This is a genomic window from Streptomyces sp. NPDC029164 (assembly GCF_055563995.1).
The window spans coordinates 105,393-119,842 of the sequence record NZ_JBVHWW010000028.1 but is presented as its reverse complement, the minus strand read 5'-3'; the positions used below and the strand labels follow the sequence as shown (position 1 = coordinate 119,842).

The window sequence follows — 14,450 nt, the reverse complement described above, 5'->3', positions numbered from 1 at the left end:
TCATCCACCGAAGTGGACGGGGTATCAACTTCTGGCGTTGATTTTTGGCACGCTGTTGAGTTCTCAAGGAACGGACGCTTCCTTTGTACTCACCCACAGCTACATTCGCTGGGGCTTTCCTCCGGGCTTTCGTTCTGTTCTTGCGTTTCCGACTCTATCAGATCCTTTCGGGCCTGACCCCCAGTCAGCGGGGTTTGCCTTCCGGGCTGTTGGGCCCTTCCGACTCCCGAACTCTAGTGGATTTCCCCGGCGATTCATAATCGGCCTTCGGAAATGAATTCGGGCACGCCAAATTCGTTCCCAGTGGGAGATCGTGCTGAGTTGGGTGCCGCAACGAGGCGGCGGGATTCGTTGTCGTCTAAACCTTCCGGCTCAGGGACAACTCGAAGAACCTTACGGATCCACACGGATCGTGTCAACCCCGGTGGTCAGCTGGGGGACTGGAGATCCTCCACGCGGTCCAGCAGCCGGGTGAGCATGTCGCCCAGCACCCCGCGCTCCGCCGTGGAGAGGTCCTGGAGGAGGTCCTCCTCGAAGACCGTGGCCGCGCGCATCGCGTCCAGCCACTTGCTGCGGCCCTCGTCGGTGAGCTCCACGATCACGCGGACCCGGTTGGACTCGTCCCGTTCGCGGGTGACCAGTCCTTCCGCGGTCATGCGGTCGATCCGGTGGGTCATCGCAGCCGGCGTGAGGCCCAGCTGCTTCGCGAGCTCGCTCGGGCCCATCCGGTACGGGGAACCGGAGATGACGAGGGCCTTGAGGACCTCCCACTCCGCGTTGCTGATGCCCAGGGCCGCGGTCTGGCGTCCGTACGCGACGTTCATCCGGCGGTGCAGGCGGCTCAGTGCCGACACGACCTTCTCGACCTGGGGGTCGAGGTCCTGGAACTCGCGCTGGTAGACGGCGATCTGCTCATCGAGGCTCGGCTCGTGGACGGGCGTAGTGCCGTCGGGGGTGTCACCCATGGGTCGAAGTATGGCACGAACCCGTTGGCATCTAACTCCTTCGATGTGTAGAGTTAAGCATCGAAGTTTAGATGTGAAGTTCTGAAGTCTTCAGTCTTCGGCTCTCAAAGGCAGGTGAGAAGTGACCAGGGTGATGGGCGCTGCGATGCGGCGGATCCAGGCCGGGAACGCGCTGACCGCGTTCGGCATCGGTTTCACGGTTCCGTTCCTCTACATCTATGTGGCGCAGGTGCGAGATCTGGGCTCCATGGCCGCCACGAGCGCGTTCGTGGCCTTCGCCCTGGGCGCTCTCGTCGCGCTGCCCTTCACCGGTCGGGTCATCGACCGACGTGGTCCGGTGCCCGTGGTCATGGGTGCGGCCGTCGCCGCCTCGGCCGGTGCGCTCTCGCTCGGGCTGGCCACCGGCATCGTGCCGATCCTGCTGTCCGCGCTGGCGCTCGGCGCCGGGCAGGCCGTGATGCAGCCGGCACTGGCCACGATGATCGTGTGGTGCTCCACGCCGTCCACCCGGACGCGGGCCTTCGCCCTGCAGTTCTTCATGCAGAACCTGGGTCTGGGCATCGGCGGTCTCATCGGCGGCCAGATCGTCGACGAGAGCCGGCCCGGCAGCTTCACCCTGCTGTTCGGCATCGAGGCCGTGATGTTCCTGGTGCTGGCCGGTGTCATCGCCACCGTCCGTCTGCCGCAGGTGCAGGGCTTCAAGGACGCCCGGCCCAAGGACACGGCACGGGCGGGCGGCGGCTGGAAGCGGCTGCTCCGGCACAGGGCCATGGTGCAGCTGTGCGTCCTGGGCTTCGTGGTGTTCTTCGCCTGCTACGGGCAGTTCGAGTCGGGTCTGGCCGCCTTCGGTACCGAGGCCGCCGGGATCTCCCCGTCCACGCTCGGTTTCGCGCTGGCCGCCAACACCGGTGCCATCGTCGTCGCGCAGTTCGTCGTGCTCAGGCTGGTCGAGAAGCGCCGGCGGTCCCGGGTGATCGCGCTGGTCGGTCTGATCTGGACCGTGGCGTGGCTCATCGCCGGTTTCTCGGGGCTGGGGCACGGCAGCGCCATGATGGCCGCCGCCGCGTTCATCAGCACGTACGCGCTCTTCGGCATCGGCGAGGCCATGCTGTCGCCGACCCTGGCGCCGCTGGTGGCGGACCTCGCTCCCGAGGGCTCGGTGGGCCAGTACAACTCGGCCTTCGCGCTGGTCAAGCAGATGGCACTGGCGCTGGGGCCGCTCGGGGTGCCGCTCGGTGCGGGCGTTCCGATGCTCTACATCGGCGTCTTCGTGCTCGTGTCGCTGGGGATCGCCGGTCTGGCGCTGCGGCTCGGCAGGCGGCTGAGCCCGGCGCAGGACAATCCGTGGCTGGCGAGCCGGGTCGTGGCGCAGGGCGGTCCGGTCGTGGCGGCCAGGGCCGACGCCGCCGCGGAGCCCGTGAGCGCGTAACCACGTACGGCACGCAGGGCACGCACGGCGCGTATATGCGCACGGGCGTACGGAAGGCCCCGGTCCACAAGGACCGGGGCCTTCCGCGTGTCCGGCTGTTCCGTGCGGCCGGCTACTTGTCCGGCAGGGCGAACTCGCACCAGACGGCCTTGCCGCCGCCCGGGGTGCGCCGGGAGCCCCAGGAGGAGGCGATGGTGGCGATGATCGAGATGCCGCGGCCGGTCTCGTCGCCCGGTTCGGCGCGGCGGCGGCGTGGGAGGTGGTCGTCCCCGTCGGTGACCTCGATGATCAGGCGGCGGTCGGTGCGGCGCAGTCGCAGGCGCATCGGCGGGGTGCCGTGCTGGAGGGAGTTCGCGACGAGCTCGCTGGCGGCCAGGACGCCGAGGTCGCACAGTTCGACGGGGAAGCGCCAGGAGGCGAGGACGCCCTGGGCGAAAGCGCGGGCGCGCGGGGCCGCCTCGATGCCGCCGAGGAGTTCCAGGGCGGCGTTGTGGAAGAGCTCGGCGTCCGCGCCGGTGCGGGCGGGCTGCTGGAGGACCATCACGGCGACGTCGTCGTCGTGGTCGGCGTCCACGCCGAGGGCGCGCATCAGGCGGTCGCAGATGACGGCCGGGGTGCCCTGGGCGCCGGAGAGGGCGCGTTCCAGGGCGGCGACGCCCTCGTCGATGTCCTCGCCGCGGCGTTCGACCAGGCCGTCAGTGTAGAGGACGGCGGTGGAGCCGGGGCCGAGCGCGATGGTGCCCGAGGTGTGCAGCCAGCCGCCGGTGCCGAGCGGCGGGCCGGTGGGGTCGGCGGCTCTGCGGACGGTGCCGTCCTCGTCGCGGACCAGGATCGGGAGGTGGCCCGCGGAGGCGTACGCGAGGAGCCCCTCGTTGGGGTCGTGGACGGCGTACACGCAGGTCGCGATCTGGCTGGCGTCGATCTCGGCGGCGAGGCCGTCGAGGAGCTGGAGCACCTCGTGCGGGGGCAGGTCGAGGCGGGCGTACGCGCGGACGGCGGTGCGGAGCTGGCCCATGACGGCGGCGGCGCGGACCCCGCGGCCCATGACGTCGCCGATGACGAGGGCGGTGCGGCCGGCGCCGAGGGTGATGACGTCGTACCAGTCGCCGCCGACGGCGGCCTCGGTGCCGCCGGGCTGGTAGGTGGCGGCGACGCGCAGGTCGTCGGGCTGTTCCAGTTCCTGCGGGAGCAGGGAGCGCTGGAGGGTGACGGCGGCCTCGCGCTGGCGGCGTTCGCTGGCGCGGAGCCGTTCGACGGCTTCGGCGTGGTCGGTGACGTCGGCGAGGTGGATGAGGACGCCGGTGTGGTGGGCCTCCGCCTCGCTCCCGGCTTCGGCCGCCGTGTTCGCGGGGGGCTTGGCCTTGGGGAACTCGACGGGGGTACACGTGACCGTGTACGAGTGGGCGCCGCCGGGTGCGGTGCGGTTCTTGGCGGTACGGGACTTGCCGCTGCGCTGGACCTGATCGAGGAGCGGGAGCAGGCCGAGCTCGCCGAGTTCGGGGAGGGCCTCGTGGGCGGGGGCGCCGGGGGTGCGGGTGCCGAAGCCCGCGGTGTAGGCGTCGTTGACGTAGGCGACGCGGTGCTCGGGGCCGTGGACGAGGGCGACGAGGGCCGGGAGCCGGCCCAGGACCTCGCGTACGGAGAGCTCGTCGAGGGAGGGTACGGCGGCGAGGACGCCGGTCCGCTGGGCCGTGGTCGTGCCGCTGCCGCTGCCGCTGCCGCTGCCGATGCCGGGACCGGAACCGGTGCCTGATCCGCCGCCGGTGCCCGTGCCGGTTCCGGAGACCGTGGGGTCGGCGGGCTTGCCGTCGGCGGCGGGCGCGGCCCGCTCGGTTCCGGGGTCGGCGCGGCCGCCGCGGGCTGCCGGGACCGCGCCTTCACCCCGCTTGGCCTGGGCGGCGGCATGTTCGGTCCGGGCGGCGGCGCGGCGCTGCGTTCCGGGAAACCGGGCGCTCCAGCGCGTGAAGTTCACTGCGTTCAAGCCTCGTGGTGTCGCGAGTGGTCGCTGTGTCGCTCGTGGGCGGTCGCTGACTGGACGATGTCACTCTGTGCAGGGGTGAGCCCACCTATGGTCACACGTCCAGTGTGGCCGACCGCACTGACAACGTCAGCCCTGGCCGTTCTTCGGGGGGTTGGGGGCGGGGGGCGGGGGAGGGGGCTTCGGGCCGCCACCTGCGGCCAGTTCGAATTCTGCCCTGGGGTGTTCGAGGGATCCCAGGGAGACGATCTCACGCTTGAAGAGGCCGGAGAGGGTCCATTCGGAGAGCACGCGCATTTTCCGGTTGAAGCTGGGGACGCGGCTGAGGTGGTAGGCGCGGTGCATGAACCAGGCCGGGTAGGCCTTGAGCTTGCGGCCGTAGACGTGGGCGACGCCCTTGTGGAGGCCGAGGGAGGCGACGGAGCCCACGTACTTGTGGGCGTACTCGGTCAGGACCTCGCCGCGCAGGGCGGCGAGGAGGTTGTCGGCGAGGACCTTGGCCTGGCGCACGGCGTGCTGCGCGTTGGGGGCGCATTCGGTGCCCTTCTCGGCCGCGGTGATGTCGGGGACGGCGGCGGCGTCGCCCGCGGCCCAGGCGTGCTCGACTCCTTCGACGGTGAGGAAGGAGGTGCAGGCCAGCCGGCCGCGCTCGTTCTTGGGGAGGTCGGAGGCGGCCAGGATGGGGTGCGGTTTGACTCCGGCGGTCCACACGATGGTGCGGGTGGGGAAGCGGGCGCCGTCGCTGAGGACGGCGACGCGGTTCTCGCAGGATTCGAGGCGGGTCTCCAGGCGGACGTCGATGTTGCGGCGGCGCAGTTCGCGGACCGTGTAGACGCCCATCTCGGGGCCGACCTCGGGGAGGATCCGGTCGCTGGCCTCGACGAGGACCCATTTCATGTCCTCGGGCTTGATGTTGTGGTAGTACCGCGCCGCATAGCGGGCCATGTCCTCCAGCTCGCCGAGGGCTTCGACGCCGGCGAATCCGCCGCCGACGAAGACGAAGGTGAGGGCGGCGTCGCGGAGGGCGGGATCGCGGGTGGAGGAGGCGATGTCCATCTGCTCGATGACGTGGTTGCGCAGGCCGATGGCCTCTTCGACGGTCTTGAACCCGATGCCGTAGTCGGCGAGTCCGGGGACCGGGAGGGTACGGGAGATCGAGCCCGGGGCGAGGACGAGTTCGTCGTACTCCATCTCGACGGGGCCGGTGCCCTCGTCGGCGGTGGCGAGGGTGGCGACGGTCACGGTCCGTTTGGAGTGGTCGATGTGCTGGGCCTCGCCGATGACGATGCGGCACTTGCCGAGGACGCGGCGCAGGGGGACCACGACGTGGCGGGGGGAGATCGCGCCGGCGGCCGCTTCGGGGAGGAAGGGCTGGTACGTCATGTAGGGCTCGGCGGTGACCACCGTGACCTCGGCTTCGCCGGTTCTCAGCTTTCGCTGGAGCCGGAGCGCCGTATACATGCCGACGTAGCCGCCGCCGACGATCAGGATGCGCGTACGGGGCGGGGTACCGGGGGCCGTGCCCCGGGAGTTAGCAGCCTTCACCATCCCATGACGCAACGTGGCCGGGAGTTTGTCCACAGGCCCGACAAATTGTGTGACCGGAGGTGGTGCTGGGGCGGGGTGGAAGAGAGCGTTCGGTGTGGGCGTAAATCCGCAGGTCAGGGCGTGCGGAGTGAGAGATTCCGGGGGTATGGAACGGAAAAGTGGGGGTGAATGCTCCGATCGGGCGGTGGTCCGTCCGGGGCTGCCTCTTCTGAATTGACTCTGGCTCAACTATGTTCGTATCTCGTCGAGGAGTAGTAGGACCGGGCCCGAGACCGTGGCCCCCTCGACGTGAAGGCGGGGAGTGTCTCCGGGGGGAGACAAATGATTACCGGGGGAAACATATGAACATTTCCGATTTCCATGGCTCTGCGACCGCGCTCTCGGTCGAGAGCAACGGTCGCGCGCTCGCGGGCGGCACCACGCACGGCGTAGGCCGGTCCACGCCGCTGCGCGTCGACGCCCAGCGCAACCTGGAACACGTGCTGCGAGCGGCCCGTGAGGTCTTCGGCGAGCTGGGCTACGGGGCTCCGATGGAGGACGTGGCGCGCCGCGCCCGGGTCGGTGTCGGCACCGTGTACCGGCGCTTTCCGAGCAAGGACGTCCTCGTCCGGCGGATAGCCGAGGAGGAGACCGCGCGACTGACCGAGCAGGCCAGGACCGCACTGGGCCAGGAGGAGGAGCCGTGGCAGGCGCTGTCGCGCTTCCTGCGCACCTCCGTGGCCTCGGGCGCCGGGCGGCTGCTGCCGCCGCAGGTGCTGCGGGTCGGTTCGGCGAGCGAGGACGGGGTCGAGGAGGCCGAGGAGGCGCGGGTTCCGCAGCAGCGCCAGGCCGTCGCGGCCGTCGGCTCCCCCGATCTGCGGGTCGTGGGCACGCGGAGCGCGGTGGAGGACGAGCCCTCGGACGACGCGGGTGCGGGTGCGCTGCTCGAGGTCGTCGGCCGGCTGGTGCACCGTGCGCGGGAGGCCGGTGAGCTGCGTGCCGACGTCACGGTGGCCGATGTACTGCTGGTGATAGCGACGGCGGCGCCCGCGCTGCCCGACCCGGCGCAGCAGGCGGCGGCTTCGACGCGGCTGCTCGACATCCTGCTCGAAGGGCTGCGGTCCCGGACGGCGTGACCGCCGCGGGTCGGAATCGGCTCGCCATCGGCTCGGCGCCCCTTCGGCGCCGGGCGGATGGCCGCCCACCTCGAATCGGCGGGCTCCCCTACCGTCCGGCCGTTCGCACGTCGGGGCGACCATAGGGCGATTCGCCGAATTGTGCCCGGACGAGTGGATGGCGCGCAGAGGGGCTCGACGCGCGTCCGCCGTGTGACACGCTTGATTGGTGTACCGGTTGAGTGTGTCGTGCGGGGGCTTCCGCGATGAGCGTTGACGGGCGGAAAGAGCCACTCGGTGGCGGCGGCAGCGAGGTCGAGGCGGGCAGCCTGCCCGCACGGCAGGTGCCGGCCCAGCGCGAACCGGGCGGGCGGCACGCACGCCCCTCGGGCTCTTCCCGACCCGGCGGCATGGGGAGTGAAATCCCTCCGTCCGATGGTGACTTGATCGCCCGGATGCGGGGCGGGGACGACGGTGCGTACGAGGAGCTGTTCCGTCGTCATGCCGATGCCGTACGGCGCTACGCGCGGACCTGCTGCCGGGACGGGCACACGGCCGACGACCTGACCGCCGAGGTGTTCGCGCGGACCCTGCAGGCGGTACGGGGCGGAGCGGGCCCGGACCAGTCGGTGCGGGCCTACCTGCTGACGACCGTGCGCAGGGTTGCCGCGGCCTGGGCCAAGACGGCCAAGCGGGAGCATCTCGTCGAGGACTTCGCGGTGTTCGCGGAGCAGGCGTCCACGGGCGCGGAGAGCGGAGCCGGGATCTCGGGATTGTCCGGGGACGACACGCTCGAACTCGGCGCGGACGTACGGGCGATGCACGAGGCCGAGCAGTCGCTGGCCATGCAGGCCTTCCGCAGCCTGCCCGAGCGGTGGCAGGCCGTGCTGTGGCACACCACCGTCGAGGAGGCGTCGCCGAGCGCGATCGCCCCGCTGTTCGGGCTCAGCGCCAACGCGACGGCGGTGCTGGCCAGTCGCGCCCGGGAAGGGCTCAAGCAGGCCTACCTGCAGGCCCATGTGAGTGCGGCGCTGAGCGAGGGCGGCGACTGCGCGCGGTACTCGGACCGGCTGGGCGCGTATGCGCGGGGCGGGCTGCGGATGCGGGCGGAGCGGGGGCTGCGCAAGCACCTGGAGGAGTGCGCGAAGTGCCGGCTGGCCGCCGGGGAGCTCAAGGACGTCAATGCGGGGATCCCCGCGCTGCTTCCCGTCGCGGTCATCGGGTGGTTCGCCGCAGGGTACGCGGCCAAGGCCGCCGGGGTGGTGGCCGGTGGAGCCGTCGCCGCGGGCGGGGCCGGGGCCGCGGCCGCCGCCTCCGGCGGGTCGACCGCGGGGGCCGGGGCGAGTGTGGGTGCCGCGGGGGCAGGTGCCGGGGGCGGGGCGGGTGGCGGGGGCGCGGGCGGGGCCGGGGGTGCGCTGGCTTCCGAGGGGCTCGGGCTGCCGGCCAAGGCCGCCATCGCCGCCGGGATCGCGGTGGCCGCGGCCGCCGGGGTGGTGTTCGCGCTCGCCGGGGACGATCCCGAGCCGCAGGCCCGGGCGAAGCCCGCGCCCGGTGTGGCGGCGCCGGTGGTGCCGGATGCCCCCGCCTCGCCCTCGGCGGAGCCGAGCCCGCGGGGGGAGCCGCCGAGCGCGCGGGGCTCCGTACCGCCGGCGCGGGTACCGTCGCCGACGCCTCCGGCTCTGGCCTCCGCGGCTCCCCCGGTCTCTTCGCCGTCCTCGCCCCCGCCGCCCTCGCCGCCCTCGCCCTCGCCCAGCCGGGAGAAGCCTGCGCCCAGGCCGTCCCCGAGCCCGCCCTCCCCGAAGCCGACCCCGCCGCCGTCGAAGCCGCCGCAGGGGTTCCAGCTGGCCCGGCTCGACCAGTCGGCCTTCGGGGACCACAGCGGGCCCGAGGTGCAGACCTGGCGCAGCAGCTGGGTGTGGCAGCGCTGGGGACTGGAGGTCGGCGGCCGCCGCTTCGCGCAGGGCATCACCGTGAACGGGCGTTCCTCGGTGGAGATCGCCCTCAACCGGCAGTGCACGAGCTTCTCGGCGCAGGCCGGGGTGGACGGGCTGTCGCTCCACACCGACGGCTCGGTGCGGTTCTCCGTCTACGCCGACGGGCAGCGGCTGTGGCAGTCCGCCGCCCTCGGCCACGGGGACCCGCCGGTGGGCGTGCAGGTGTCCCTCGCCGGCCGCAAGACGCTGCGGCTGGTGGTGGAGAAGGCCGGTCCGGGCAGCCTGCCGACGCCGGCGAGCTGGGCCGACGCAGTGATCAGCTGCCGGTGAGCGTGGCGGTGAGGGCCGCGGCGAGCTCGGATGGGGTCAGTGCGGCCCCGGCGGACACCGTCCGGGCGTAGCGGGCCGGGCCGAGCAGGGCGCGGGTCCGTTCCGGGAGCCCGTCCACGGCGCCGCGCTCGGGGACCGGGCGCGGATGGCCCGCGCGCCAGGCGGTGGCCGACGCGCAGGCCCGTACGGCCTCGGCGGGCCGGCCGTCGTCGGCCGGCAGCACGGCGGGCCGCCTCGGCCATGCCGGCCAGGAAACGCTCGGAGCAGCCGGGCGATGAGGGCCTGGAGGGCCGCGGGCGCGTCCTGGGGCGGATCGTCGCCCCAGACGTCGTCGACGCGGTCGGCGACGGAGGCCCGGCGGCCCGCGCGCCGGGCGAGGGCGGCGAGGAGCGCGCGCAGGCGGGCGCCGCCTATCGGCGAGGGGCGCCGGTCTCGTCGCGCGCATCGGTGACGCCCAGGATGAGATACCGCACCCGCCAATTCTGTCCCCGCGGCCGGGCTCAGGTGATCGAGACGTCTCCGTTGGCCTCCAGCAGGGTGCGCAGGGCCCCGGCGACCGTGGCGCAGGTGGCGGCGTCGAGGGGGGCGAGGAGCTCGGCGTAGTGGCTGAGGTGGTCGGTGATCAGCGTCTCGGTGAGCGCGAGGCTCTGATCCGTGAGGCGGATGCGGACCGAGCGGCGGTCCTGCCCGTCCCGGACCCGCTCGACCAGGCCCTTGGCCTCCATGCGGTCGATGCGGTTGGTGATCGCGCCCGAGGTCACCATGGCGGCCGGGATGAGGGCGCCGGCGGTCAGCGCGTACGGGGGGCCGGAGCGGCGGAGGGTGAAGAGGATGTCGAGCTCGCCCACCTCCAGGTCCCGTTCGGCCGCGAAGGTCTTGAGGTGCCGGTCGATGATGCGGTTCATCCGCTGGATGCGGGCCATCACCTCGACGGACCACAGGCCGGCCGCCAGCTCGGGGCGCTCGGCCGCCCACTGGCCGACGATCGCGTCCACTGCGTCACTCATGTCGCGTCCTCATCCTTTTGCGTCTTCAGATCCCAGAGTATCTCAACGTTGAGACACTTGACGTTGAGAGGACTGCCTGATTTTATCTCAACGTTGAGATTCTGAGCCTTGAGATGGATCGGAGCTGGAGCCACGATGACCACCAGTACGAGCACGAGCGCCGATACGAGTGCCGCTACCGCACGTACGACCACCGCCGGCGGCGGCACCGGGCGGCCCCGCCTCGTCCCCGTCCTCTGGCTGGCGCTGCTGGCCACGCCCGTCGCCGCCGCGGCCAACGCGCCCGTGCTGATCCTTCCGGACATGGCCGGCTCCCTCGGGGTGGCCACGTCCACCGCCGCCTGGCTCGTCGCCGCCTTCGCCTGGGCCATGGCCGTCGCCATCCCGCTGCTCGCCGGACTGCTGCGCCGCCGCGGCCTGGCCCCGGTGCTCCGGCTGTCCAGCGCCCTCCTCCTCGGCGGCACGCTCCTCGTCGCCGCGTCCCCCTGGCTTCCGCTGACCCTCCTCGGGCGGTCCGCGCAGGCCGCCGGCGGCGCCGGACTGGTGGCGGCCGCGATGAGCCTGGCCGGTTCGGCCCGCCGCATGGGCGTCATCAGCGCGGGCTTCGGCATGCTCGGCGCGACCGGCCCCCTCCTCGGCGCCCAGCTCTCGCACACCGTCTCGTGGCGGCTCTCGCTCTCGGTGTCCCTGGTCTCGCTGCTGGCGGTGCCCGCGGTGAGCACGTACGCGAAGGCCCCGGCGGCCGCCCCGCAGGGCAGGTTCGACGCACGCGGCGCCGCACTGCTGACGCTCCTGGCCACGGCCCTGGTCCTGCTGCCCCACGCACCGGCCGTCGCCCTCGGCTCCGCTGTCCTCGCCGCCGCGCTGCTCGCGCTCCACATCCGCCGGCGCCCCGAGGGCTTCGTCCCGGCCGCACTGATCCGCAGGCCCCTCTTCCTCGGCTCCGCGCTGCTGGCGCTCGCGCTGTCGAGCTCGTACTTCACGCTGCTGTTCGCCGTGCCCCGGCTGATCTCGGACCGCGCGGGCTGGGACACCGGCGCGGCCGGCGCCGGTCAGCTCGTCGCGCTGCTCACCGGATCCGCGCTCTCCTGGCTGCTGGCGGCCGGCTCGGCGCGCATGGGGCGGGTGGCCGTACGGACGGTGCTGATCGGGATCGGCACCCTGGCGGCCCTGGCCGCGGTCTTCGCGAGCCACGGCCCCCTGCTGCTCCTGGCCACCATGGGCGGCGTGTTCGGCGCGACCGGAGCCAACGCCGTGCTGTCCACGCACGCCGCGTCGAGCGTCCCCGACGCCCAGCGCCCCACGGCCATCGGCCTGTTCACCCTTTGCTACCAGCTCGGCGGCGCCTTCGGCCCGGCGATCGCGACGGCCCTGGTGCTCGGCTCCTGAACCACGACGGCCGGGCCGGGGCCCCGGGCCCGCGGCCCCGGGCCCGCGGCCTCAGGACAGCGCCGGGCGGTGCACCGGGACCCCCTCCGGCACCGCCCGCCGGCGCGCCGTCGAGGTCCCCGTCCAGCACGTGCCGCGACGGGCCAGCAGCCGGCGCAGCCACAGCTCCATCGAGACCAGTTCCGCCAGCCCGTCCAGCGGGACCGGCCGACCGTCCGCCGCGTCGAGCAGGGCCTGGCGCACCACCCGGGCCTCGATCAGGCCGGCGTCCGCGAGCAGCGGCGAGGCGAAGAGCGACAGCAGCTCGTCCAGGGCCGCGCGCAGCCCCAGCCGGGTCGCCGTCTCGTTCGGGGTGTGGGCCGTGGCGCCCCAGCCCGGCGGGAGTTCGCGCACTCCGGCCGAGGCCAGGACGCTGCGCAGGATCTCCGCCCGGGCCCCGGGCTGGACGCGCAGGGACTCGGGGAGGGCGCGGGCGGCGCGGACGACCTGGTTGTCCAGGAAGGGGGCGTGCAGGCGCTGGCTGCGTACCTCCACGGCCTGTTCGAACACCCGGTGGTCGGCGGCGTGCCGGGCCAGCAGCGAACGGGCCCGGGCCTCCCCGGGCCGCAGCGACAGCGGCGGCCGGCCGGCCGCGACCGTGAGCCGGATCGATACTTCCGCCAGGGCCTCGCCCGTGAGCCAGCCGGCCGCAGGTCCCGGCCGTGACCAGGTCAGGGCGGCGAGGGAGGCGTCCACCGGACCGGAGGCGCGCTCGGTGACCCCGCCCTCGCGGAGCCGGGCCGCGGCGGCTTCCATGCCCGCGCGGTAGGTCGTACGGGCGAGTCTGCGGGCCGCGGAGTACACGGTGAGCGGCACCAGCAGCGACTCCCCGGAGGCTCCGGAGGCGGAGGCCGAGCGGGCCAGCGCCGCCACCGGGCGCAGCAGGTGGCGTCGGCGGCGGTCCATCAGGAGGTCGGCCATGCGCGCCGGGTGGGCGTCGAGGACCTGCCGGGCGCCGTGGCCGGTGAAGTGGTCGGCCGAGCCGGCGGCCAGTCTGCGCCGCTCGCGGGCGGCGGAGACGAGCGAGGGGCCGGGTTCGTCGGTGAGCGGGCCGTCGAGATCGGCGTACGGGAGGGCTTCCTCGGCGGCCGCCACCACGACGTGGTGCAGGCGGGGGTCGGCGGCGATGGCCCGGGCCCGTTCCAGTTCGGCCTCGCGCCCCTGCGGGGTGGCCAGGTCGTTGAAGGTGACCGCGAGCAGCCGTGCCCCGGCGGGGCTCAGCAGGGTGCCCGGGGCTCCCGGCAGACCGGCCGCGAGCAGGGCGAGGGTCGTGGAGGCGCTGCCGCCGGAGAGGTCGGCGCCCACCCCGGGGGCCGGGGCGCCGCGGGCCGCGCGCCGGTCGGCGGGCCCCATTCCGGGCACGGGGCCGGGATCGTACGGCGGCAGCGTGTCGGGAGCATGCCGCGGTGCCGTGAGCCGGGCGCGCACCGCGTCCACCAACGCTTCCCGTACGCCCTCCACCGCGCGCTCGGGATCGGCCTCGGGGGCGGCCACCGCGAGCGAGGCGACCTGCTCGTAGCCGGTGATCTCGCGGGAGCCCTCGCGCAGGATGAGCGCGTGCCCGGGCGGGATGCGGCGCACCCCGGCGTACGGTGTGCCGTCGCCCAGTGCCTCCGGGCTGTCGGGGCAGGCCAGGAGGGCGGCGAGATGGCCGATGTCGAGCTGCGCCTCGATGAGGTCCGCGAGGGGGAGGGCCGCGGTGGCGTACGCCGTGCCGCTCGCCCAGGGGGTGTAGAAGACGGGGCGCGCGCCCGCGAGGTCGCCGACGATGGTGATCCGGCGGCCGGCCTGCACGACGGCGGTGTAGCTGCCGGACCACTGGGTGAGGTGGCGCAGGGCTCCGCCGCGGGCGGCGTAGAGGGCCCGCCTCAGCTCGGCGTCGGTCGCGCCGCAGCAGCCGAGGACGGCGAGCCGGGTGAAGGGGTCGGCGGGGTCGGCGGTGACCGTGCGGATCTCGTCGGGGCGCCAGTCGCCGACGGCCCAGAGGGGGTCGGGGTCGCCCCAGAGGAGCTGGGCGCCGACGGGGTGGACGGTGCGTTCGGCGTCCGCGCCGGGGTCGTCCGCGTGGGCCGCGTCGGCGAGGCCGCCGTGCAGCGGGGCGCCGCCCTCGGCGTATCCGCCCGGGCCTGAGTCGCCGTATCCGCCCGGGCCGTATCCGCCCTGGCCGGAGCCGTGACCGGAGCCGTGACCGGAGGCGTGGCCCGAGCCGTGGCCGTTGACACGGCCGGCCGTGCCGAAGCTCGCGGCGATACTGCTCCAACCCACCAACCAGCGCACCGCCGCCTCCCCAGCCTGTGGGCACATGACCGGGGCACGGGCACTGCGGTCAGCGCTGAGGGCGCGGCCGGCGGGACCCCGGGTGGCTCGGGTCCATGCTGCCACGGGACAGGCGTGCGAGAGTGGTTAAAGGGGGCGCACATGCAAACGAACACGCCCCGGTCACGCAGTATTTGGCGTTCCGTTCCCACCGCCCCATAGGTCGCTTTCAGCCATTCTTCGGCTGCCGGAAGAGTCCTGCCGGGCCGCCGGAGCCCGGTGCGCGGGCGCGGTCCGGGAGGCGGAATCCGCCCCCCGGACCGTTCCGCCACCCGCGGGGATTGAGGTAGCGGCATCCCCCGGCCCGCCCGATCCGCGCAGCGGGCCGACCCACGCACCGCACATCGAATCGCCGGGCACCCGGACCGGCCAGAGCGCACGGGCGGGCGCACGGCCACACGGGCGGAGCACGCGATGACAC

The 14,450-nt window shown here is 73.6% G+C and carries 10 protein-coding genes; 4 read left to right on the top strand and 6 right to left on the bottom strand.

Going from position 1 to position 14,450, the window contains the following annotated elements; translation table 11 throughout:
• Positions 1-428 precede the first annotated feature (428 nt).
• Positions 429-965, bottom strand: coding sequence for a MarR family winged helix-turn-helix transcriptional regulator (locus ACZ4VT_RS25985; RefSeq protein ID WP_362815129.1), 537 nt, complete (start codon positions 963-965; stop codon positions 429-431).
• Positions 966-1,098: 133 nt separating this feature from the next.
• Between ACZ4VT_RS25985 and ACZ4VT_RS25980 the strand changes: the two genes are divergently transcribed.
• Complete coding sequence (locus ACZ4VT_RS25980; protein WP_467953097.1) at positions 1,099-2,394, top strand: MFS transporter; 1,296 nt, start codon at positions 1,099-1,101, stop codon at positions 2,392-2,394.
• Between the two features lie 112 nt (positions 2,395-2,506).
• Here ACZ4VT_RS25980 and ACZ4VT_RS25975 read toward each other — a convergent pair whose 3' ends face one another.
• Together ACZ4VT_RS25975 and ACZ4VT_RS25970 are read right to left on the bottom strand one after the other, a co-directional pair.
• Positions 2,507-4,366 carry an ATP-binding SpoIIE family protein phosphatase gene (locus tag ACZ4VT_RS25975; RefSeq protein ID WP_467953109.1) on the bottom strand — a complete coding sequence of 620 codons (1,860 nt, stop codon included), beginning with the start codon at positions 4,364-4,366 and terminating at the stop codon, positions 2,507-2,509.
• A 135-nt stretch (positions 4,367-4,501) separates the two neighbouring features.
• Entirely contained in the window at positions 4,502-5,920 is a 1,419-nt protein-coding gene (locus tag ACZ4VT_RS25970; protein ID WP_467953094.1) for an NAD(P)/FAD-dependent oxidoreductase, read from the bottom strand.
• Between the two features lie 341 nt (positions 5,921-6,261).
• Here ACZ4VT_RS25970 and ACZ4VT_RS25965 point away from each other — a divergent pair, with 341 nt between their 5' ends.
• Positions 6,262-7,035 (top strand): TetR/AcrR family transcriptional regulator, encoded by a 774-nt coding sequence (locus ACZ4VT_RS25965; RefSeq protein ID WP_467953092.1) that lies wholly within the window; start codon positions 6,262-6,264, stop codon positions 7,033-7,035.
• 245 nt (positions 7,036-7,280) lie between these two features.
• Complete coding sequence (locus tag ACZ4VT_RS25960) at positions 7,281-9,278, top strand: sigma-70 family RNA polymerase sigma factor (RefSeq protein ID WP_467953090.1); 1,998 nt, start codon at positions 7,281-7,283, stop codon at positions 9,276-9,278.
• Here ACZ4VT_RS25960 and ACZ4VT_RS25955 read toward each other — a convergent pair.
• On the bottom strand, positions 9,265-9,501 hold the full coding sequence (locus ACZ4VT_RS25955) for a hypothetical protein (protein WP_467953088.1): 237 nt from the start codon (positions 9,499-9,501) through the stop codon (positions 9,265-9,267). The two genes, ACZ4VT_RS25960 and ACZ4VT_RS25955, sit on opposite strands and share 14 nt — an antisense overlap.
• Positions 9,502-9,778: 277 nt before the next feature.
• Positions 9,779-10,285 (bottom strand): MarR family winged helix-turn-helix transcriptional regulator, encoded by a 507-nt coding sequence (locus tag ACZ4VT_RS25950; protein WP_467953086.1) that lies wholly within the window; start codon positions 10,283-10,285, stop codon positions 9,779-9,781.
• Positions 10,286-10,420: 135 nt separating this feature from the next.
• Between ACZ4VT_RS25950 and ACZ4VT_RS25945 the strand changes: the two genes are divergently transcribed.
• Positions 10,421-11,674 (top strand): MFS transporter, encoded by a 1,254-nt coding sequence (locus tag ACZ4VT_RS25945; RefSeq protein ID WP_467953084.1) that lies wholly within the window; start codon positions 10,421-10,423, stop codon positions 11,672-11,674.
• Positions 11,675-11,725: 51 nt separating this feature from the next.
• Here ACZ4VT_RS25945 and ACZ4VT_RS25940 read toward each other — a convergent pair whose 3' ends face one another.
• A complete protein-coding gene (locus ACZ4VT_RS25940) occupies positions 11,726-13,990 on the bottom strand; it encodes an asparagine synthase-related protein (RefSeq protein ID WP_467953082.1) in 2,265 nt (754 codons plus the stop codon).
• Positions 13,991-14,450: the final 460 nt, after the last annotated feature.